The sequence below is a fragment of the Syntrophothermus lipocalidus DSM 12680 genome (assembly GCF_000092405.1).
GTDB classification, from domain to species: domain Bacteria; phylum Bacillota; class Syntrophomonadia; order Syntrophomonadales; family Syntrophothermaceae; genus Syntrophothermus; species Syntrophothermus lipocalidus.
This window is the reverse complement of the sequence record NC_014220.1, coordinates 1,354,575-1,376,871: the sequence shown is the minus strand read 5'-3', so window position 1 is coordinate 1,376,871 and position 22,297 is coordinate 1,354,575. Positions and strand designations below refer to the sequence as shown.

General features: G+C 51.1%; 17 protein-coding genes. 16 read left to right on the top strand and 1 reads right to left on the bottom strand.

The window, feature by feature from the left end; all coding sequences use genetic code 11:
* Window positions 1-216: 216 nt before the first annotated feature.
* The 5 genes from SLIP_RS06585 (at window position 217) to SLIP_RS06565 (ending at window position 5,588) form a co-directional block, all read left to right on the top strand.
* Window positions 217-1,230, top strand: coding sequence for an ABC transporter substrate-binding protein (locus tag SLIP_RS06585; protein ID WP_013175497.1), 1,014 nt, complete (start codon window positions 217-219; stop codon window positions 1,228-1,230).
* A 159-nt stretch (window positions 1,231-1,389) separates the two neighbouring features.
* Window positions 1,390-2,184: an ABC transporter permease gene (locus SLIP_RS12585; RefSeq protein ID WP_013175496.1), complete on the top strand. Its 795-nt coding sequence runs from the start codon at window positions 1,390-1,392 to the stop codon at window positions 2,182-2,184.
* A complete protein-coding gene (locus SLIP_RS12580; RefSeq protein ID WP_013175495.1) occupies window positions 2,185-2,973 on the top strand; it encodes an ABC transporter ATP-binding protein in 789 nt (262 codons plus the stop codon). It abuts the gene before it with no gap.
* Window positions 2,974-3,004: 31 nt separating this feature from the next.
* A complete protein-coding gene (locus SLIP_RS06570; protein ID WP_013175494.1) occupies window positions 3,005-4,384 on the top strand; it encodes an aspartate aminotransferase family protein in 1,380 nt (459 codons plus the stop codon).
* A gap of 388 nt (window positions 4,385-4,772) precedes the next feature.
* Window positions 4,773-5,588: a stalk domain-containing protein gene (locus SLIP_RS06565; protein WP_013175493.1), complete on the top strand. Its 816-nt coding sequence runs from the start codon at window positions 4,773-4,775 to the stop codon at window positions 5,586-5,588.
* Between the two features lie 51 nt (window positions 5,589-5,639).
* Here SLIP_RS06565 and SLIP_RS06560 read toward each other — a convergent pair whose 3' ends face one another.
* The gene (locus SLIP_RS06560; protein WP_148216535.1) at window positions 5,640-6,362 is read right to left on the bottom strand and encodes a tetratricopeptide repeat protein; all 723 of its coding nucleotides are present in this window, start codon (window positions 6,360-6,362) and stop codon (window positions 5,640-5,642) included.
* Between the two features lie 541 nt (window positions 6,363-6,903).
* Here SLIP_RS06560 and SLIP_RS06555 point away from each other — a divergent pair.
* The 11 genes from SLIP_RS06555 to SLIP_RS06505 all read left to right on the top strand — a co-directional run bounded on the left by SLIP_RS06555 (window position 6,904) and on the right by SLIP_RS06505 (window position 21,938).
* Window positions 6,904-7,368: a hypothetical protein gene (locus tag SLIP_RS06555; protein WP_013175491.1), complete on the top strand. Its 465-nt coding sequence runs from the start codon at window positions 6,904-6,906 to the stop codon at window positions 7,366-7,368.
* A complete protein-coding gene (locus SLIP_RS06550; RefSeq protein ID WP_013175490.1) occupies window positions 7,352-9,319 on the top strand; it encodes a serine/threonine-protein kinase in 1,968 nt (655 codons plus the stop codon). Before SLIP_RS06555 ends, SLIP_RS06550 begins: the two co-directional genes overlap by 17 nt.
* Before the next feature lie 21 nt (window positions 9,320-9,340).
* Window positions 9,341-10,213: a Stp1/IreP family PP2C-type Ser/Thr phosphatase gene (locus SLIP_RS06545; RefSeq protein WP_013175489.1), complete on the top strand. Its 873-nt coding sequence runs from the start codon at window positions 9,341-9,343 to the stop codon at window positions 10,211-10,213.
* 29 nt (window positions 10,214-10,242) lie between these two features.
* A complete protein-coding gene (locus tag SLIP_RS06540) occupies window positions 10,243-12,411 on the top strand; it encodes a tetratricopeptide repeat protein (RefSeq protein ID WP_013175488.1) in 2,169 nt (722 codons plus the stop codon).
* A gap of 212 nt (window positions 12,412-12,623) precedes the next feature.
* Window positions 12,624-13,301, top strand: coding sequence for a zinc ribbon domain-containing protein (locus SLIP_RS06535; RefSeq protein WP_013175487.1), 678 nt, complete (start codon window positions 12,624-12,626; stop codon window positions 13,299-13,301).
* 29 nt (window positions 13,302-13,330) lie between these two features.
* On the top strand, window positions 13,331-13,723 hold the full coding sequence (locus SLIP_RS06530) for a TM2 domain-containing protein (protein WP_013175486.1): 393 nt from the start codon (window positions 13,331-13,333) through the stop codon (window positions 13,721-13,723).
* Between the two features lie 100 nt (window positions 13,724-13,823).
* Window positions 13,824-14,198 carry a hypothetical protein gene (locus SLIP_RS06525; RefSeq protein WP_013175485.1) on the top strand — a complete coding sequence of 125 codons (375 nt, stop codon included), beginning with the start codon at window positions 13,824-13,826 and terminating at the stop codon, window positions 14,196-14,198.
* A 142-nt stretch (window positions 14,199-14,340) separates the two neighbouring features.
* Entirely contained in the window at window positions 14,341-15,075 is a 735-nt protein-coding gene (locus SLIP_RS06520) for a prolipoprotein diacylglyceryl transferase family protein (RefSeq protein WP_013175484.1), read from the top strand.
* Window positions 15,076-15,153: 78 nt separating this feature from the next.
* Window positions 15,154-16,491 (top strand): DNA recombination protein RmuC, encoded by a 1,338-nt coding sequence (locus SLIP_RS06515; RefSeq protein ID WP_013175483.1) that lies wholly within the window; start codon window positions 15,154-15,156, stop codon window positions 16,489-16,491.
* Between the two features lie 205 nt (window positions 16,492-16,696).
* On the top strand, window positions 16,697-19,915 hold the full coding sequence (gene carB / locus SLIP_RS06510) for a carbamoyl-phosphate synthase large subunit (protein ID WP_013175482.1): 3,219 nt from the start codon (window positions 16,697-16,699) through the stop codon (window positions 19,913-19,915).
* Window positions 19,916-20,414: 499 nt separating this feature from the next.
* Window positions 20,415-21,938 carry a sensor domain-containing diguanylate cyclase/phosphohydrolase gene (locus SLIP_RS06505; protein WP_169303755.1) on the top strand — a complete coding sequence of 508 codons (1,524 nt, stop codon included), beginning with the start codon at window positions 20,415-20,417 and terminating at the stop codon, window positions 21,936-21,938.
* Window positions 21,939-22,297 lie beyond the last annotated feature (359 nt).

The window sequence follows — 22,297 nt, the reverse complement described above, 5'->3', positions numbered from 1 at the left end:
GGCCGAACGGGTTACGCATAAAGGGTAGTCGGAGAGATACTCTTGCCTGATGGTACGCTCCATGCCTTTTGCCTTTTCTTCCCTTGACGTAAGCCTCGTCCGCTTCGATTCTCCCGGGATTTTTTGCGCCCGAAGCTAAAGTTAACCTACCACTCTGCCGTGTTAATGCTTTATTATAGATAAAGAAGTCAAAGACAAGGAATGGAGGTTGGATCGATGGTTTTTTTCAGGAAAAGAAAGTTGTTGCTGACGAGTTTGCTGGTTTTTGTGCTAGCTCTGTTCATTGGGGGATGCAGTTCCAAACCGGCGACGGAAAAAAAAGACGAACCGGTGAAGTTTAAGATAGGTCACTGTACCTGGGTGGGTTACGGTCCTCTGTACATAGCCAAGGAAAAGGGATTCTTCCAGAAGTACAATATTGATCCGGAAATGGTAATCATCGAAGACGAATCCCAATACGCGGCGGCGCTCGCAGCTAACCAGATTCAAGCATTAGGAAATGTTGTGGATCGTGATGTTATTCATTACGCCAACGGGGTGAACGCAAAGTTCGTCTGCGGGATGGACCAGTCTTTTGGAGGGGACGGAATCATTGCGTCAGCCGATATAAAGACGGTAAAGGACCTAGAAGGGAAAACGGTAGGGCTGGACAAGGCTTCGACCAGTTATTTCTTCTTCCTGGCTGTTCTCGACAAATATGGAGTGGACGAAAGCAAAATACAGATTCAAGAGATGACCGCAGGAGATGCGGGAGCAGCTTTCGTGGCTGGAAAATTGGATGCTGCCGTGGTCTGGGAGCCGTGGCTGACCAAGGCCAGCCAGCGAGAGGGCGGACATGTATTGATTTCCAGCCGCGATTTCCCCGGCTATATAGTGGACGTAATCTCTGTGCGGCAGGACTTTATCGACCAGCACCCGGATGCCGTTTTGGGCTTGGTAAAGGCCTGGAACGAAGCTGTCGACTATTACCGTGAACACCCTGAGGAAGGCAACAGCATCATGGCTAAGGCTCTTTCCCTATCGGAAGAGGAGATCGCTGACATGGCCAAAGGCGTGCAGTTCATGGGTACCCAGGAAAACAAGAAGTTCTTTGATCCGAACGAACCGAACAACATCTATTACATTACCGAACTGGCTTCCCGGTTCTGGACGGAGAAGGGCGTCCTTAAGACCAAGGTAGACCCCAAAGATGTAATCGTCTCCCGGTTTGTTGAGGAAGCTGCCCGGTAAATGGGCCGAATACCCGTTAATGCAAGGAAGGGGTTGTTCTACGGCTGTAAGACGAATACTTATTGTTATTCTCTAATGGTAATTACGTCAGGTGTCGTAGAGGGCCTAGGTTTATCCGTAGTTCGTCTTTCATACCGGTACTTGTGAGGAGCGACTGACATGGAAGCAAACAAGGACTCGTTTTCCAGGTTTTCCAGCATGGAACCGCGCACTTACATGATGTTGTCGGTAATCGTGATATTAGGGGCCTGGTGTGTACTGTCTTTCAGCGGACGGGTTAACCCGATCTATCTTCCATCGCCGGCGGCTGTAGCTAAGGCCTTTGTCTCGCTGCAGGAGGAAGGGGTATTGATTCCCTATACTCTGGTCAGCTTATATCGGGTTTTGGCGGGTTTTCTGGTTGCCGCGGTTTTAGCCATTCCTTTAGGGATCGTCATGGCTACCAGCAGGAAGGCGGAGGCTTTTTTTGAACCGTTTATCGATTTTGTCCGTTACTTGCCGGTAACCGCGTTGATTCCCTTGATGATCCTTTATTTCGGGATTGGGGACTTTGAGAAGGTGGCCGTAATCTTCGTGGGGACGTTCTTTCAACTGGTGTTGATGGTGCAGGACACCGTTTCTACCGTGCCCAAGGAGTTGTTGCATGCGGCCTACACTTTGGGGACCAAAGGAAGGGCAGTCTATACCAAGGTGCTCTTACCTGCTTCACTTCCGGGAATAATGGACAACCTGCGGATATGTATGGGTTGGGCGTGGACCTACCTGGTTGTGGCAGAGCTGGTTGCGGCCAACTCGGGCCTGGGGTTCATGATATTGAGATCGCAGCGTTTTTTGCAGACGGATCGGATATTCGTGGGACTTTTGGTTATTGGCGGCCTGGGGGTTGTAACTGACTTTGCCTTCAAGGCCCTGTCGAAGGCCCTGTTTCCTTGGTGGGAAAGGTTGGGGAGTTAGATGCTGTCGGTAGAAGGAGTAAGCAAGGTATTCTTAGCGGGAGGCAGGCAGGTTGTTGCCTTAGAAGATATCAACCTCGGGATCGAGCCCCAGGAATTTGCGGTTATCGTCGGTCCTAGCGGGTGCGGTAAAACTACTCTGCTCCGCATGGTGGCCGGGCTGGAGAAACCTACTTCCGGCACTATCACGCTGCACGGGCGTCCCATTAGTGGACCCGGAGCCGACCGGGGGATGGTCTTTCAGGCTTACACCTTGTTCCCGTGGCTTACAGTAGAAGATAACGTGGCCTTTGGGCCCAGGCTGCGCAGGATTCCCGAAAAACAAGTGGAATCAATAGTCGACCATTATCTTCAAGTTACTGGTTTGCTTGAATTTAGAAGACTCTATCCTAAGGCGCTCTCGGGAGGTATGAAGCAGAGGGTGGCAATTGCCAGGGCCATGGCCAACGAGCCGGACATCTTATTAATGGACGAGCCGTTTGGTGCATTAGATGCCCAGACCCGTGTGGTCATGCAGGAGCTGCTCCTGAGAGTCTGGGAGGAAGACCACAAGACGGTGTTGTTCATCACCCACGACATCGACGAGGCTATTTTCTTGGCTGATACTATTCACGTTATGACGCGGCAGCCGGGTACCATAAAGAAAACGATTAAGGTTTCTCTGCCTCGTCCGCGCGATCACAGCATCCTTTTGACTCCCGAGTTCATAGCCATGAAAAAAGAGATAGTGGACATGATATGGGAAGAGAGTAAAAAAGCGGCCGAAGAAGTGTCAGTTCTCGATGTTTAGAGGAATTGTTCAACCAGGGGGGAATGCTTCGATGCTGACTTTTGATGAAGCCCTTCGTCTCGATCGAGCCTCTGCTGTTCAGCTGTACAAGCAGTATGTCAACCCTGGCCTGGCCACGCTGCTGGGCCTTCTGGATTTTGATAAGCGCTTTGTCCGGGCTCAGGGTGCCTATCTCTGGGACAACGACGGCAACCGCTACCTTGATTTCCTAGGCGCCTATGGCGCCCTCAATCTCGGGCACAACCCGCCGGAGGTGCTGCGGGCTTTGGAAGCGGTCCGGGAGCGACCGAATCTGCTGCAGGCTTCCTTAAATCCCTTGGCTGCCGCTTTAGCCCACAACCTTGCCGAGGTAGCTCCTGGGGAACTGCGGCACTGCTTCTTTTGCAACAGCGGAGCCGAGGCGGTAGAGGGGGCCTTGAAGGTAGCACGGGCGGCTACCGGCCGCCACGAGATCATACATTGCGAGGGTTCTTTTCACGGCAAGACTTTCGGTGCCCTTTCCGTTACTGGGCGGCCCAAATACCAGAAGCCGTTTGTGCCCCTGTTACCCGGCTGCTGCGCCATCCCCTATGGCGACCTTGACGCCCTAGAAAAAACCCTCAAACAGACCGAGGCTGCGGCTTTCATCGTGGAGCCCATCCAGGGCGAGGGCGGCATTATTGTTCCTCCTAAAGGTTATCTGGCTGGGGCGCGCGAGTTGACCAGGCGGTACGGTACGCTCCTGATCGCGGATGAGGTGCAAACCGGGCTCGGTCGCACCGGTGCGCTTTTTGCCTGCCAGCACGAAGGGGTTGCACCTGACATCCTGTGCTTGGCCAAATCCTTAGGAGGGGGAGTTATCCCGGTAGGTGCCTTCATGTGCACCCCTAAGATCTGGGAGCAGGCCTACGGCGGCTTGGACAAGTGCCTTCTTCACACCTCGACCTTCGGCGGCAACACCTGGGCCATGGCCGCGGGGCTGGCGGCGCTCGAGACCATCGTAGGGAAGAACCTGGCGGAGGAGGCCAGGCACAAAGGCGAGTTCTTTCTGGAGCGCATTCAAGATGTGGTGAGCGGCCATCCGCTGGTCAAGGCGGTGCGGGGGAAAGGTTTGATGGTGGGCATAGAGTTTACCGGTGGGGGCGAGGGCTTCCTGGATAAGTTGGCTGGCGGGCTGGTATCAAACCTGCGAGAAGAATACACCGCCTCACTGGTAGCGGGGCTGCTTTTGAACGAGCACCGTATTCTCACCGCCTATACGTTGAACAACCCCAACGTCATAAGGCTGGAGCCTCCTCTCATCGTTTCCTGGGAGGACCTGGAGGCGGTGGTGGACCCATTGAAAGCTATTCTATCCCGACACCGCAGCTTTGCCGGATTGGGTCTTGCCTCCAGCCGGACGGTGCTGGGTTCTTTGTTTCGCAAGAATTAGGCAAAGCCCGGCGAGCAGCTTTGTAAGAGCTAGGCCTGGCGGCTCGACAGGCCAAGGATTTCAGCGTCACTAGTGGCGTGGCGATGAGACCTTCGATGTGCTTTTGGATGACAACCAAACGATTGAATTGAGTTCTTTTGTACTCGACTTTACATATTCCTCGCCCATGGGAACATTTTCACTGGACTAATACAAGGTGACAATATCAGAGAACGATGACAAGCGGATAAAGGATAAGGTTGCCAGGTTTGGAAGTAGGTGATATGGTAAGACTAAGCTAATTAGCTTGGGGAGGTGCGTGTGCTATCTGGGTGTAATACTTGGTCAAAACCCGAATTCCGACCGGGAAAGTAAAAACAAGTCTAGTAACGAAGGGGTGTGAAATAGGATGAAGGGCTTAAAGAAATGGATTTTGCTTGTGAGTACGATTTTTATTGTTATGATATTTGCTGTACCGGCAGCCAACGCGAGCCTTGCGATGCAAACCATCAAAGCGTACAAAGGAGTAAACATATTCTATAACGGGAAGCAGTTGACGGATTCGAACCAGCCGTACGTGATCAATAACACCACGTACATACCTCTACGCATGCTGATGAACTATTTTGGCGATAAAGAGACTACGTGGGACCGGATCAACCAAAAAGTGGTCATTACAGATAAAGCAAGCTCTACCGAAACTGCCCTGAGACAGCAATTAACTCAATATCAGGCGCAGATAGCCGAGCTTCAGAGTAAGGTAAGGGATTTGGAGAGCAAAAACACTTCTTTAACCAATGAGAATACAACGCTGAAGAACAGAATCAGCGATCTTGAGGACGAGATAGAGGAACTCAAGGACAAAAACGACGTTTCCTTGGACGATATCGAAGACAGGCTTGACGATTATTTCGAAGATGCAGGTGATGATTATTTCGGTGACGACGGCATAAGGATTACGTTCACTTTGAGCGGTGATGAAGATGACCTAGTGTATAAGGCTACCTTTAGCTTCAGCGGTGCTGATGAATACGAGAAACTGACAGAGCTTTCCCAGAGCAGGCTGAAATCCTTCCTGAAGGCTGTAAAATCGAAGATTGAATCCGAGATAGAGGATACGGATTATGAGGATGCTGACATAACCGGGAAAGCGGTAGATAAGAGCAATTCCAGTTATTATGTGAAGTATGACGGGAGCACGTATACTTTTAGCTGGAGCGAATAGGCCGGATAAAGGTGCATCAAGGTATAGTAGATTTGAGGTAATTAGGCATATTCATTGCGCAGACGAGTGAGCCGATGATTTGTCATTTTGCGACCATCGGCTCAGGGGGCAGGTAATAACCGACTGCCTTATTTTTTTGGCTAAGCTGGTTCCCGCTGCGAAGAGTTCGTCTATTGCCTGAGCGGTGCCGTGAATACTCTTCAACAAGTATTCGAAAAGCCATACCCTGGCCTTGACTTCGTCTTCGCCTTCATAACTTCTATACAGTATCAGGTAGTTGTCTATCACCGTTTCATCTGTATTTATCCCTTCCATGGCTAGCTTGCGGGCAATTGTATCTTCTCCGACATCGACGTAGTAGTCAGCTAGAGCAGCAAACATTCCAGCATCCTTGATGTTTTCGGCATTTATTGACTTCACGAGGTCTGCAGACCGCTTTTGCTGCCCCACTTTAATATAGGACTGGGCTAATATCAACTTGGCCTGAACGCTATCCTTTAGCTCCTCGGGCAAGGGCTCATATTGGTTTACTATCTCCTGGTAGCGGCCCAAGTTATACAATGCGGTCAACTTGAATAACTTGCCTACCTTGGGCTGGTTCTGGGCAGTATACTCGTCTCCCAGATCCATTAGTTCTTGCCAGCGGTTTGCGTACATGCCTTCCAATACTTTATATGCTAATGATTGATCCGGATCCCGTGTAATTAAACCGCTTATGATCGCCAGTGCTTTTTGGTTATCTCCCTTTTGGACATACAGGTCCGCTAATAACAAACTGATTTCATTCTGCAGGATTTCGCTCCGGATAGAAAGGGTACGGGAGGCAATCATGTGATCGATTTGTTACTGTTGTGCTATTTATTTCCATGACAATGAAGAGCTACAATACAACGAGAATCAATTCGGCGCGGATAAGTGGTCAGACGCGCGTACATCGGCAGGTTTTGTTTTGGGGTGGGGTATATGCTGGATTACTTGGGCTGGCGTTGAGTGAAGCCGATACGGATCATCGGGGGTTTCATGCATCATTTCGCAGCGAAGATGAGGATTTTTGGGGTTAGGTTGCTCAGAGTGCTTCTGCAGCCGGATTTCCTTCTTGTCACGTGGTCAGTCTCAACGTGCTTGCCCTCTGCTGCCCGGGGCGCCGGACCAAGATTGTTTCCGAAGAAATGTTAATATCTTCCTTAGAAAAAAGATGTAGAGGATGAAAGGATTACGAATACGGGTATCGAATACAGCATACAGCGTGTGGAACTGGCTGTGTTGAGCAGGGGTGTATTGGCAAAGAGCATTTAGCTATCAGGGGAGAATAGACGTGGGAGCGGACGTTTCTAGCATTGCAACCATACATATGTCTTTAGGCGAAAATATACGGACCTACCTCATTTCATACCTGTATATTCTCGGTGGCCTTGTGCTAATAGTAACGGGCTTAGTCGCTGCAATCGTCCTATATGTGAAACACAGGCGTGAACGGGAATTAAATGAGGTCGATGCCGTGGCCCAAGACCTCCGGACGATAAAGAGGCTGGCAGCAGGCGCCAGTGAAGAGGTAACCCTTCCGGCTTACCCCATTATTCCTTCCCAAGAACCTTACCCTGCTACGAAAACGCTTCATGATCATCAAGCAGGTGCTGACACGACGTTGTTATTGGAGCAATTCATCGAGACTCAAGTCCTTGCTCCTGCGGTGCCAACCCCGAATCATGTAAAAACTGACCGGATGGCGAAGCCTCAAAACCTGCAAAGTGAGGTTAGATCTCATGCTGAAGACAGGTGAGATTGCCTTTGGAAAATACCGAATATTACAGCTATTGGGCAAAGGGGGCATGGGGCGGGTCTACCTTGCTGAGAACGTTAACGTAGGCAATAAGTGGGCCATCAAGGAAATCGAACACAGGCCTGGTAGCCCTTCGGGGTTGCTGGTTGAACCGGAGATATTGAAGCGCTTGAATCATCCAAACCTGCCTCGTATCGTCGATGTTATAAAATCCGACACCAGAATCTACATTATCGAAGACTATTTTGAGGGACAAAACCTGCAAAAACTGCTGGAAATCAGAAAAGCGGTAAACGAGGAGACGGCCGTTAAGTGGGCCAGGCAGTTGGCCGGGATACTCGTTTACCTCCATAACTTAAAGCCCGCGCCTATCATATACAGCGATCTGAAACCTGGCAACATTATCATCGACAAGAATGAGGACCTGAAGCTGGTTGATTTCGGTATTTCGCGGGAGAGCAGAGGGGGTTCCAGCCAAGGCGGCTTCGGTTCCAAGGGATACGCGGCTCCCGAACAGTACCGGGGTATTTATGACGAGAGGACCGATATTTACGGTTTTGGGGCAACATTTTACCATGTGCTGACCGGGCGCAGGTATGACCCTGCTAATCCAGTAAAGTTGAGGGAAGTCAACAAGTACTTTTCCGAGGGTATCGATTACATCATCCACAAGTGTTTGGAACAGGCACCAGAGCGGAGGTACCAGAGCGCTTCCGCTTTGTATCACGACCTAAGGTTTATTGACAGGTTTAGCCGTGAATACAAAATCGGAAAGCTAAGGCGGGTGCTAGCGGCACTCGGAATCGCGGCAATGATGCTGCTCGGTATCGCGTCCATAGGGAAAGGCGTGGAAGAAAGAGAGTTGACCAGCACCAAGTTATACCAGCAGAGAATAGATGCAGGCATAAGTCTGGCGGAGCGAGGCGAGTACACCCAGGCAGAGGACTCTTTCTTAGAGGCGTTAAAGTATAAGAACGAACCAGAGGTGTATCACAACTTGGCCCGGCTGTACTTACGGGAAAACCGGGCTTCAAAAGCCATTGAATTCTTGGAAGAAAAAATCAGAACAGGGGTGATCAAGGACGATGCTGCTACTTCGTACTTGTTGGGATCCGCTTATTTTGCCTTGAACGATTACGCTAGAGCGGCGTTGTATTTTGACCGCTGTATTCAGGATAGCCAGGGGTTGCCGGGAGAGGATTACGAGGCGGCGGTCCGGGACCTGGGCGTGAGTTATTGCCGGATGGGGGACTTTAGCAAGGCGAGAGAGGTATTGAATACCTTGGAAGCCAGTAAAGGGTCCACAACCCATGTGACCAGCTATGTTCTGGGAGAAGTGGAGATGGCCCAAAAGAATTATTCCCGAGCCTTGGCCTACTTTGAGCGAGCGCAGAAGGGCGATTCGACCAATATCGAGTACAAGCTCGGCACGGCCAGATTATACGAGGCTATGAGTACCCAAGCGGCGTCCCAGGCCGAAAAGGTTGAATACTTGAAAAGGGCTGTCGCTACGGTTAAAGCTGCCCAGGAAATAGACCCCTACCACATTCAAGCTATCAGTGACTATGGGAAATATTGTTTCGAATTAGGCCAGTTATACCAATCTTCCGGGGAGGAGACTTCGGTTCCGTTATTCCAGCAGGCTTTGCTTGCCTTTAACAAACTCGTCGACATCGGAATTGTTGATGGCAATACATACCTCAACATAGCAATGATCCACGACAAGCTAGGAAATTACGCCGCAGCCGAGCAAGCATTTCAAGAAGCGTTGCGGTTGGACGAGGGAGATTCACATACAAACTTCGTATACGGCTTGTTTAAATTGAAACACAAGCAGTACGAGACTGCTTACAAGTATCTGCAGAAAACCGTGGACCTCAATAAGGATAGCTACGAGGTATCGGTCGCCCGGGCCAGGATAGCCGAGTTGAGGGAAAAGGGCTGGATATAGCTTTACAAAGGAGCAAAGAGATTGAAAAGGCGAGCGAAGAAGCCCCCGGTGGGGGTAGTATGTGACACGGGACGGAGAAGAAAGAACAACGAAGACAGCTGGTTGATACACGAACCGCAGGATATGACGACCCTGAAAACTAAGGGAAGGCTTTATGTGGTCGCGGATGGTATGGGTGGAGCGGCTGCCGGCGAAGTAGCCAGCTGTCTGGCAGTTCAAACCGTTAAAGAGCGCTATTTTTCCAGACAGGACGAAGCTCCCTTAGAAAGCCTTAAACAGGCGATACTATCAGCCGACAAAACTATACGCCAGCAATCTCACAGTGTTCCCGGGCAAAGCGGCATGGGTACCACTATTACCGCGGTCTCGGTAGTGGGCGATACTGCCTACGTTGCTCACGTCGGAGATAGCCGGGCTTATGTTATCCGGCACGAGCAAATTATCTGCCTTACCCGGGATCAGACCGTTGTAGCTGATCTCGTACGCCAGGGGAAGATCGGTATCAAAGAGGCGGAGAGCCATCCCCATCGTCACATGCTCACCCAGTCTGTAGGGGGAGGGGCAAGACCCCCGGAAGTGTACGTTCTTTCTTATCCCCTTGAACCTGGGGATTTTTTAGTGCTCTGTACCGATGGGTTGTATAACGTGGTAAGCGACAAAGAAATAAAAGAGGCGGTGGCCTTAAACCAAGACCTGCAAAGGGCCGCCGAAATGCTGGTCCACCTGGCCAACAAGAGAGGCGGGCCCGACAATATAACGGCGGTTGCCGTCAAAATACAGGATCCGGTTGGGGCAGAAGGAGGATTGATCAGGAAAGGGATAGGGACAGCGGCTCTTTTGATTATTCTTGTTGCCATAGTCGCGATTGCTTACTACTTGGTTGTTCCCCGCTGAGGGGCATAATTGGGAAAGGAGAATGGGTTGTGAAACGGCAGGGTAAATGCCAGGGTGGACGGGTGGCGTTGCTGGCGGTAGCGGTGTTATTTACCAGCTTAATAAGCGGGTGTTTTGGCAGTACCGAGGCCAAGGTGAACAAGCAGCTTGAGCTCGCGGTCAAATACGTGAGCGAAAACAAGTTCGACGAAGCTGTTCTGGCTTACCAGGAAGTTATCAATATCGACAAGCGGGAGGTAAGAGCTTACCAGGGCTTGGGTAAGGTCTATACCCTGCAGGGCAAATTTGACAAAGCCCAGGAGACATATGACCAGGGTATTGAGGCTGTAAAAGAGGAAGACGTTATGCGGCTCAAGCTGAGCCTGGCCGGGATGTACATGGATAAAGGCGACCCGGTCCAAGCCGAGAAAGCATACAAGGAAATTATCGATGAAGACAAGACTGCTGTAGAAGCATACCAGGGTCTGGCCATGATCTATGAGCGGAATGGAGAAGGGGAGCAGGCTTTGGCAGTTCTGGAACAGGGAATCCTGGCCAATCAACAGGATTACCGGGCCCATAACGCCCTGGCCAGCTATTATGCCAGGAATGGAGAGAAGGACAAGGCCGTAGAGAGCATAGTTCAGTCGCTTGCCCTTGACGTCAACCAGGCCGAAGCTTATCGCATCCTCAAAGACATGTACAGTGAAGACTGGTCAGAACTGATTGATAAAGCGGGAAGTATTGAAGATCAGGGGATTGGGAACATTATGAGGTTCTATGCCCTGTACGAGAGCGGGCAGTACCAGGAGGCTTTGAGCCTGTATGAAGAAGAGCTGAAGCAGGATGAGGCCAACCAGAAAGCGGCGGTATTGGCAGCGGCTTGCATGTTCAGGAGTGGAGATGAGCAAAAAGCCGGGGAACTGGTGCAGAAAATAGCTGAAAAGCCGGCCAATGAATGGATTATGGCCGATATAGCCGGGTACTATTTGCTGACTGGTGATAAAGACAAGGCCTTGGCCTGGGCTGGCAGGAGCCTGGCAGCCAATGAACAGAACCTGGATGCGCTCAAGATAGTAGTGAGTGCTGCTACAAAGGAGCAGGAGCAACTTGCTAACAGATACATTACGAGACTCCTGATCTATACATGGCAGCCGGTCTATATTGTGCAAGAGGACATGTATGCGAACTCACTTCCGGCCCCTGTAAAGCCGGAAAATAACAGGCTTACCTATGATTACTTTATTCCCCGCCTGGATTATGAGTATACGTATCAAGACCGCTGTGGGGGCACATCGAGAGAGATCAAAACATCATGGGAAAAGGATGCTGGCGGTTTGTACAGCAGGTATATGGTCGAGGCTGGGGTAAAATACCCGTCCTTTTCCACTGACTATTATAAAGTGACCTCCTCGGGTATTGCCTGGACGGGTGGTGAAGCAGGTCAGTATGCCAGTGAAAGCTGGAACCATGTGCCGCTGGGCAACGAAAGATGTATGGTATTAGCGTTTGTAAATCCCAATACAGAGTGGACCAGCAATTATCGCATGAAGGAAGAATCGTACGAAACCAGCATTGAAAACTATACGAGAACCAGTAAATACCTTGGGGTCGAAAGAATAGAGGTAATGGGAAAAACCATGGATGCTGCCCATATCAGGTATGTGGAAACACAGAATGCAGAAGACCCAATGGCACTGATTAAGGAAAGCACAGATATGTGGTGTGTACGGGGTTTAGGTATGGTGAAAGCCACTTCTATCTGCGTCTATAACAATGGCAGCCAAGAAGAGGATACGCTTGAACTGGTATCAGTATCTCCAAAAGGAAACGACGAGGCAGCGGGCAATTCAGAAAACGAGCAACCGGAGTCCCAGCCCAGTCCTGCCCCGGCTCCGGCAACCGCGGGGAGCACGGTTATCAGCCCCCTAACCCAGGAAAGGGCCAGGGAAATGGTACTGGCGCTTCCCGAAGTTAAACAGTATCTCGCCCAGTATGATAATTTCAGGGTGGTCGATTATGATAAGCATGTTGACTCTAAAGGGACTCTGTTTTTTGACTTTTGGGCGTATTGGGACATGACAACTCACACAAATACCTTCGAACGCTACTCTGTTAACAGCCTTACTGGGGATATATACAAGGAGAATGTATCCCGTAACGGTTTTGTGAAGTACGTCGACGGTTCCTGGGTACCTACCAGCGACAGGGTGTTCTGAGTGACTCAAGTTTCATGAAAAGGGGGCAAAAACGTTTAACAAGTGTGGTGGAATGCCTGCATGACGTGGAAGATTGACGCGACCTAAGGTCGCTGAAACGGGTTACGGGCTTCACTTAAAGGCTGGAAAAGGAGCAGCGATTTTGGCAGCTAGTGCGAAGGCAGGTCCAGCCATCGAGGTTAACTAAAGTCAAGAAGGGGGGGAGTGTAGGCGTGTTTTGCCCTTATTGTGGTACAGAACTGCCTGCGGGAGCCAGGTTTTGTTCGGGTTGCGGTACCAGGGCTGCGTTCAATTCTGGTCCAGGTAACGGCGCTTCAATGTTAAGTCAGCCAACCATCAATGATGCCCGGTTTCTTGCTTCGGGTATCAACCAGGCGGCCGGGGCTGCCGGCATGGTGGTCGCCCAGGCAGCAGGAGGTGCTGTAAGAGCAAAGTTTACGGCGGTTGCTCTTACAGCGGCTATTGTTACCGCTGGTATCATTCTATATAACATGTTCTTCGTAACTAAGCCCCATGATGTGGTATACAAGTTCTTCAATGCCTTGAACGAAAAAGATTTCAATACCGCGATAACCTGCCTTGATCCCAAGTACGAGAAGATGTACAACGCCACCAGCAACATTCTGCAGTCCTTTATCGGCATTAGTCTCAAAGACGTTGCCGACCTATTCCCTGCCTTGTTTGAATTTGCCCAATACGAGAGCGGGGATACGAGTGACGTTAGGTTTGAGGTAAAGGACATAGTTTCAGAAGAGATAAGTGGTGATAAGGCAACTGTGGTGGTAAATTTAGAGGTCAAGGATGAGACTGGAAAGGTAGTGGATGGCGGAAACGGTGCGATTTACTTACAGCAGTTTAACGACGGCTGGAGGATCATAGACATGGAATAGCGAGAGAAAAAGCAACAGGGGGTATACGGGTGTTTTGTAGGAATTGTGGAAGCGAAGTCGCCGAACAGGCCGTGGTCTGTGTTACATGTGGGTGTTCGCCCAGGAATGGGAAGAATTACTGCCAGAACTGTGGAGCCGAAACAAATCCAGCTGCAGAAGTTTGCTTAAAATGCGGGGTTAAACTCACTGTTGTAGCAAAAACGGGCGATAAGTCAAAATTGGCTGCCGGCCTTCTCGGTATATTCTTGGGAGGTCTTGGCATACACCGTTTCTATCTCGGCTATGTCGGTATCGGGATAGCCCAGATTATCGTTACTCTGATTACTTTTGGAATTGGCGGTATCTGGGGATTTATTGAAGGCATCATGATACTGACCGACGTTATAGACAAGGATGCGAAAGGCATGCCGCTTAGAGAGTAAAGCGACTTACAGTTACATTAGTCGCTGAGTCAGAGAAGGTAACATGGGTTACTTGATGGGTCAAGGTGCTCGAGATTATTGCATCTAAGGAGGTAGTGAAGTGGCGAAAAGAGGTACATCAAATGCTCCTATGATATTAGGAATTGTAGGGGCGTTTGTTTCATTGCCCAACATCCTTTGTGCCAGCACCTGCGGGGCCGTCGTGGGGGCGGGAATGACAGATTCGGCTGGAGGCCTTGGTATGGGGGCTGCCTTGGGGTTTATTCCGGTTATCTTGGGATTTATTGCGGCTTTCTACGGCAAGTCCAAGCCTACTTTTTGTGGGATATCGATGTTTATCTGCGCTGCCATATCGCTTATCACTGTAATCATGACCGCATTTACCAGCCTGTTTGGCTGGGCTGCCTTGATACTGTTCTTAATCGCCGGTATAATCGCTTTTGTTCAACCGATGGAGGAAATACCGGAAAATTAATATCGGTAGAGACAGCAGTCTCATAAACATATATTGTTTCGGCTGTTTCATCCTTGAGCACCTTGACCCCAAGTGTACATTCAAGAAGGGTGTATAGTGAGCTTGTGATTACAGAAAGGACAACGATAGAAAGGGAAAAAACATGGTTAGACATCCTTTAATCGATATGGGTAGCTTCCCGATCTACAATGTCATGGCAGGTATCGGACTGATTTCGGCTTTACTGGTGTTGATGCACAACTTGAAAGATTATAATCTTTGTAAGCCTGAAGAAGATCGACTTTTATTGTTGCTGGCAATAGCATTTGTTACCGGAATGGGGCTATCTAATGTGGGTAACTGGTTCATAATGCCGGGCGCGTTAGATTTGCCTTTGCTGCTGAGAATAAAAAGCGCGGGGTTGAGTTTTTACTTTGGTTTGATCGGATTTTTGGGGACGGCGGCCTTCCTCCTCAAGGCGTTCAGGTATGATGTTGGGATGTATCTTAACGCCGTTGTTCCATCCATGCTCTTGTTCCATGGTTTTGGACGAATCGGCTGTTCCTTAGGAGGATGCTGCTACGGGAAAATCGTAAACTGGAACGTATTTAATACCATTTTTATTGAGAGGTTCCCAGCGCGAGAGATCGAAGCGATCTTGCTGTTTATTGGGTTTTTCGTAACTCAGTACGTTATTAAGGAACGCCGCCTAGTCTTTTACCTTTATGCGTATCCGGTAACGAGGTTCCTCCTGGAATTCGGGAGGGGGGATAACCGTGGAGTCCTGATTACCAGCGTTTTGTCCCCATCACAAATCATTTCAGTAGTAATAATATCCCTCATCTCGGTTTACTTTGTACTCAAAATGGTTAGTCAGCATAGTACCAGCTCGTTGTAACGGTTGTGGTTTCAGTGATTGCTTTATAATGTTGATTGAGTCACAATAAACGCTAACGAGTCAAATTGGGGATCGGTGATGGTGACAAGTATGGAGTTTTTGTGGGGAGCGGCAGGGTTTATTCTAGGAGGGCTAGCGGTCTGGCTTTGGGCCGGGGTACGCGTACGGGTTGCCGAGGGCTTACTGGCCGAGACCAAACAGCGGCTGGTGGAGGCGGAGGAAGATCTCAGGCTTACTAGGGAACAACTGGATGTCGAGAGAACTGCCCGTACACGGGCCGAAACACTCTTGGCAGAAAGTCAGAAAAAAATCGAAGAAGAGCGAAAGTTTCTAGACGAGGCTGCCCAGAAACTGGCCGATTCTTTTCGGAGCCTGGCGGGGGAGGCCTTGCGGCAGAATAATCAGGTATTCTTGGACCTTGCCCGCCAGAACGTGGAGGCGATTATGGCGAGGGCCCGGGGAGACCTGGGACAGGGGCGGCAGGCGGTAGAATCGCTGGTCGTATCACTGAGACAGGCACTTGAGCAGTACGAACGGGAAATAAAGGAGATGGAAAAAGCCCGGCGGGAAGCCTACGGCAGCCTGACCAGGCACCTGGAAGAGCTGAGCCAGGCTCAGCAATTATTGCAGAGCGAGGCCAGGAAGCTGGTCTCCGCCTTGAGAACGCCCCGAACCAGGGGCCGCTGGGGAGAGATAACCTTGCAGCGGGTAGTAGAGATGGTGGGGATGTCGCCTTACTGTGACTTCACGAGCCAGTTCTCGGTGGACAGTGAGGATGGCCGCGTGCGTCCCGACATGGTTGTTCACCTTCCCAACGGGCGCCTGATTATCATCGACGCCAAGACACCGCTGGAAGCGTATCTCGACGCAGTGGAAGTAGAGGAGGAAGAAGCTAAAAATAAGGCTTTGCAGCGGCACGCGCGGGCAGTGAGAAACCACATGCAGATGTTGGGATCGAAGGACTATCAGAGCCGATTCAAATCGAGCCTCGATTTCGTGGTCATGTTTCTGCCGGGCGAACCGTATTTCGGAGCTGCGGTCGAACAGGACCCTGCTCTAATCGAAGACGCTTTTAACCGCAGGGTGTTACTGGCTACCCCGGTAACCCTTGTGGCCTTGTTGAAAGCGGTAGCCTATAGTTGGCAGCAGAAGCAGGCGAGCGAGAATGCCGAACAGGTTATCGAAGCAGGTCGGCAGTTGTTCGAGCGGGTGTGCGTTTTTGCGGAACACTTGGCCGGCATGCGCCGGGGCCTCATAAGCGCCGTGGAGTCGTTCAACCAGGTTGTAGGGTCGTGGCAGACCCGGCTGCTGCCGGCAGCCCGCCGCTTTCAGGAACTCGGCGTGACCAAGAACCAGAGGGAGCTGAAAGAAATAGAGGATATAGAGACTCTACCACGTGAAGTCCAGCCTAATTGAATCTTCGGTAACGAAAAAGGGTAGGCTGCTTTATAGAACGCGAAGTCGCGGCCTGTTTTCTGTATTTAGAATACTTGCCAAAGTATACTCCCAAAATACTTTACGATCAAATGGATTAACCGTATAATCGTAAAGGCGGTCGACAGCCAACTGCCGTACTCACAAATAAAAGCCGGGTAACACCGGCTCAATGGAGGATGATCGCGTGCCCAAGAGGACAGACATCAACAAGGTACTGATTATCGGGTCAGGCCCGATAGTAATCGGACAGGCCTGCGAGTTCGATTACTCAGGAACCCAGGCCTGCAAGGCGCTTAAGAAGCTGGGGTACGAGATAGTTTTGGTCAACTCTAACCCCGCGACTATAATGACCGATCCCGGCATAGCAGACACAACCTACATCGAGCCCCTCACCGTAAAATCCCTCGCTGCCATCATAGCCAAGGAGAGGCCGGATGCCGTGCTTCCCAACCTCGGGGGTCAGTCGGGGTTGAACCTGGTATCCGAACTTCACAAGCAAGGTGTTCTGGACAAATACGGGGTTAAGGTTATCGGGGTTCAGGTGGATGCTATAGAAAAAGGCGAGGACCGTACTGTTTTTAAAGAAACCATGGAACGTTTGGGCATAGAGATGCCGCGCAGCCAGGCAGCTTACAGCGTAGAAGAAGCAGAAGAAATCGCCAAAGAACTGGGCTATCCGGTGGTGATACGCCCGGCTTATACTCTGGGAGGAACCGGCGGCGGCCTGGTATACAACTTAGAGGAATTGCGGACCGTCGTAAGCCGGGGGCTTGCCGCAAGCTTAGTGGGACAGGTCCTGGTAGAAGAATCCGTGTTGGGTTGGGAAGAACTGGAGCTAGAGGTTGTAAGGGATGCGAAGAACCAAAAGATAACCGTCTGTTTCATTGAGAATGTGGATGCGATGGGGGTGCACACCGGGGATTCGTTCTGTGTGGCCCCCATGCTTACGATAAGCCCGGAACTGCAGGAACGTTTGCAGGAATATGCATACCGGGTAGTAGAGGCCATCGGGGTCATAGGAGGAACCAACATCCAGTTCGCCCACGACCCGAAGACCGGGCGGGTGGTTATCATCGAGATCAACCCCCGCACCTCCCGTTCCTCGGCACTGGCTTCGAAGGCCACTGGTTTTCCTATCGCTTTCGTATCCTGCCTGCTGGCGGCAGGGCTGACTCTCGATGAAATTCCCTATTGGAGAGATGGAACGCTTGAGAAGTACACCCCTTCGGGCGACTATGTGGTAGTCAAGTTCGCCCGCTGGGCTTTCGAGAAGTTCCCCGGGGCGATAGATAAACTCGGAACCCAGATGAAAGCCGTGGGCGAGGTCATGAGCATAGGCAAGACCTACAAGGAAGCCCTCCAAAAAGCGATTCGTTCGCTCGAGATTAACCGCTACGGCCTCGGGTTTGCGAAGGATTTCCACGAGAGGCCGCTGGAAGATTTGCTGGCGATGCTGGCGGAACCGACGAGCGAGCGCCAGTTCATAATGTACGAAGCCCTGCGCAAAGGCGCTGACATTGAAGAGCTGTACCGCCTTACCCATATTAAGCCGTGGTTCATACAACAGATGAAAGAACTGGTAGAGCTAGAAGAGGAGATTCTGAAATACGAGGGGAGTCACCTGCCGGACGAGCTCTTCATAAAGGCCAAGAGAGACGGGTTTTCCGATAAGTACCTGGCCATGTTGCTCGGAGTCGGTGAGACTGAGATCCGAGAGCGCCGACTAGCATTGGGGCTGTCGCAGTCCTGGGAGGCTATACCGGTGAGCGGGGTTGAAAATGCAGCTTACTACTTTTCGACTTACAACGCGCCGGACAGCACTACTACCAGTAGCCGGCCCAAGGTCATGATCCTGGGCGGTGGTCCTAACCGCATCGGTCAAGGAATAGAGTTCGACTACTGCTGCGTGCACTCGGTCTTCGCTCTGAAGGAGCTGGGCTACGAGACGGTGATGGTGAACTGTAACCCCGAAACGGTTTCCACCGACTATGACACCTCCGACAAGCTGTATTTCGAACCGGTGACTGTGGAGGATGTCCTGAGTATTTACGAAAAAGAAAAACCCATCGGCATAATTGTGCAGTTCGGAGGGCAGACACCTCTGAACATAGCTCAGGAGCTGGCTGCAGCGGGGGTTAGGATTTTAGGAACCACTCCCGACACTATAGACCTGGCAGAGGACCGTGATCGTTTCCGCCGGATGATGGAAAGCTTAGGCATACCGATGCCGGAAGCGGGGATGGCGGCCAACCTGGAAGAGGCTTTAGAAGTAGCCGCCCGCATAGGTTATCCTTTAATGGTTCGGCCTTCCTACGTTCTGGGCGGCAGGGGTATGGAGATCGTATATGATGAAGAGATGCTGCGCCAGTACGTGACGGCCGCAGTGGGTGTGACCCCGGAAAGACCGATTTTGATCGATAAGTTTTTGAGCAATGCGGTTGAAGCCGAGGCCGACGCCATTGCCAATGGGAAAGACGCCTTTGTGCCGGCAGTTATGGAGCACATCGAACTGGCCGGTATTCATTCCGGGGATTCGGCGTGCGTCATCCCGCCGGTCACTATCCCGGAACGGCACCTCGCTACCATCGAGGATTACACGAAAAAGATTGCCCGCGAGCTAGGCGTCGTCGGTCTTATGAACATCCAGTATGCCATAGCCGAGGACAAGGTGTACGTGCTTGAAGCCAACCCGAGGGCTTCCCGCACCGTGCCTTTAGTTTCAAAGGTGTGCAACATACCCATGGCCAAGATTGCTACCGAGATCATGATGACCCATGCGGCCGGCAAAGAGTTCCCCATCGAAAGTCTGAAACGCAACCGGTTGAACCATTTCGGGGTCAAGGAAGCGGTTTTTCCCTTCAACATGTTCCCCGAAGTGGACCCAATACTTGGTCCGGAGATGCGGTCTACCGGGGAAGTGCTGGGGCTGGCTGATTCTTTCGAGCTCGCCTACTTTAAAGCCCAAGAAGCGACACTTTCCCCGCTGCCTACCGAAGGAACCGTGTTTATCAGCGTCAATGACCGAGACAAACCAGCAGCTCTGGAAGTCGCGAGGGAATTCGTCAAGCTGGGCTTCAGGATCAGGGCTACTGCCGGTACTTACAAGTACCTGCAGGAGCACGGGGTACCGTGCGAGTATATCAAGAAACTGGCTGAAGGCAGGCCGAATGTTCTCGATGTCATAACCAACAAAGAAATTCAGCTGGTGATCAACACCCCGGCTACCAAGCGGAGCAAACAGGATGACTCTTACATCCGCAAGGCGGCCATCAAGAACAAGGTCACGTATATCACGACTATGGCGGCGGCTCTGGCCGGCTCGAAGGGCATTGCTGCTTACAGAGAGAGCCTGGTGTCGCCGAAACCGCCTAAATCACTGCAAGAATACCACAAGTTCGAGTGAGGGATTCTCGAACAGGGAAGAAGCTCATCCGTTCCTTTATACAAGAAGATCACAGGTATGAGTAAAGCTTTTGCTGTAGAAGCATCAAAAAGGGATTGAATTGCCGGCGAAGGATTTCATATGGAAGTGATGCGTACAATGCTGGCAATAGCTTAAGGGCGGGGTAACCCGCCTCATGTTTGATCCCTGCGGTTTCGTGACTGTCCGACCTTCTGCCAGTTATTTCTGTCGAACAAAAGTAAGGATTGAGGAGATTGTCTCCAAATGATGGCTACGACCTACTCTGCTGAATGCTACGTGAGCTGCAGGGCGCCGATCTCAGTAAAAATTTCACAGAATGAGGCAGGATTTGGCGCATAAGCATAGAAATGCAAGAAATAGACTTCAGGACTGTAAAGTCATGCTGGACTCGGGAAGATTAACAGCTGTCGAAGCGGAAGTGACGTATAAAGCAGTTCCATCACTGAGGTGACGGGGGCGGTGAGGTTGAGGGACTGTGGTGAAGACAATACCCATCCCTGGCGTTGGTAAGGAAGGCTATCCGCAGGGGTTGAGGGACTGTGGTGAAGACAATACCCTGGACAGTAAACTGGAGTTTCTCCAAAGGTTGGTCGATTCTCTGCCTGACGCGACCCTGGCCGTGGCTGCCGATGGTAAAGTACTGGTATGGAACAGGGCAATGGAAGACATGACTGGAGTTAAGGCCGAAGAGGTTTTAGGTCGAGGTGACTATGTTTACGCGGTTCCTTTTTTTGGTGAGAGGAGGCCGATACTTGTAGATATTGCCTTAGGCAAAGGTAACAGCTGGACGGAAAGTTACGAAAAACTCACCCGAAAAGGACACATTGTAGTCGGGGAAGGTTTTGCCCCGCATGCACGTGAGGGCAAAGGGCTGTATTTTTGGACCCTGGCTGCCCCTATTTATGGCGATGATGGGCGCGTATTGGGGGCTGTTCAGTGCATTCGGGATATCGGCGAGCGCAAGCTTATGGAAGAGGAACTGAAACGCTTGAGCACGCGCGATGCTTTGACAGGCCTTTATAATCGAAACTTTTTTGAAGAGCAGTTGTTGTGTTTGGAGAGGGGTCGCTTTTATCCGGTAAGTCTCATTATCTGCGACTTAGATGGGCTCAAGCTGGTTAACGATGCATGGGGGCACGACCGGGGAGACGAGCTGCTCCGACGGGCCGCCTCTGTGATTAAGGGCTGTGTTCGCGCTTCGGATATAGTAGCCAGGGTGGGAGGCGACGAGTTTGCCGTTATTCTGCCGGGAGCGGACAAGAAAACGGCAGAGAAGGTCATGAGACGGATCAAGATGGCCGTAGATACAGATAATACCAAGCATTCCGATTTTCCTCTGAGTATTTCTGTAGGATCGGCAACAGCGGAAGACGGTTCCCGTCCCCTACGTCAGTTGTATAAGGAAGCAGACGACGCCATGTATCTCAACAAACTTGCAAACGGCAGAGACCTGCGGGCTGCGACCATTAGCGCTCTGAAAACTGCCTTGGCCGGAAAGGATTTTCATAATATGGAGCGCATGAAGGAACTGGCTTGCAGCCTGGGGAATGCCGTCGGGCTTTGCCAGGAAGAGATGGACAGCCTTCGGCTTTTGGTTGAGATGCACGACGTTGGGAAACTGGGCGTTCCCGATGACGTTTTATGTAAGCCAGGGCCTTTGACTGAGGAGGAGATGAAGGTGGTTCAGCGTCATCCCGAGACCGGATACCGCATAGCACTCTCCTCCGGGGAATTGGCCCGCATAGCGCCTTACATTCTCCAACACCACGAACGTTGGGATGGAACAGGGTATCCGCAGCGGTTAGCTGGGGAGGACATACACCTATTGAGCCGTATACTCTCCATAGTAGATGCGTACGACGCTATGACGTGTCAGCGGCCATATCGTCCAGCACTTACCCATCAAGAGGCCTTGAATAATCTAAAACAGGGCGCCGGAACCCAGTTCGACCCACGCTTGGTAAGTATCTTTCTCACACTCGTTCCGGAAGGGGAGGATTAACAGGCTGAAAGCCATGTCACTTAGCCGGATTATGCCCCTGGCAAGCCTTTATCATTCAGGAAAAAGCGCAGCACCTTCAATGAATTTCCGGCGGAGGCACCTAGCGTGCGAGCCGTGTACTTGCCTGCACTCTAGCGTTTAACTCGGGAAGATACTATGCCGTCGTAAGGTACGCCGAGAATCCCAACGTGCGGTTTGTCATGCAAATTGTTAGCAAGACCCATCCAAAGCCTTTTCGGATTGTTCTTCAAAACATCACCCCGAAGTTATCGCAGTTCCCGGCTGGCATAGATTTTGATTTATATAATTCCCCGTCTCTAAGCAGATTCCTCCAGTCACGTATGCCTTAACGAAAAAGG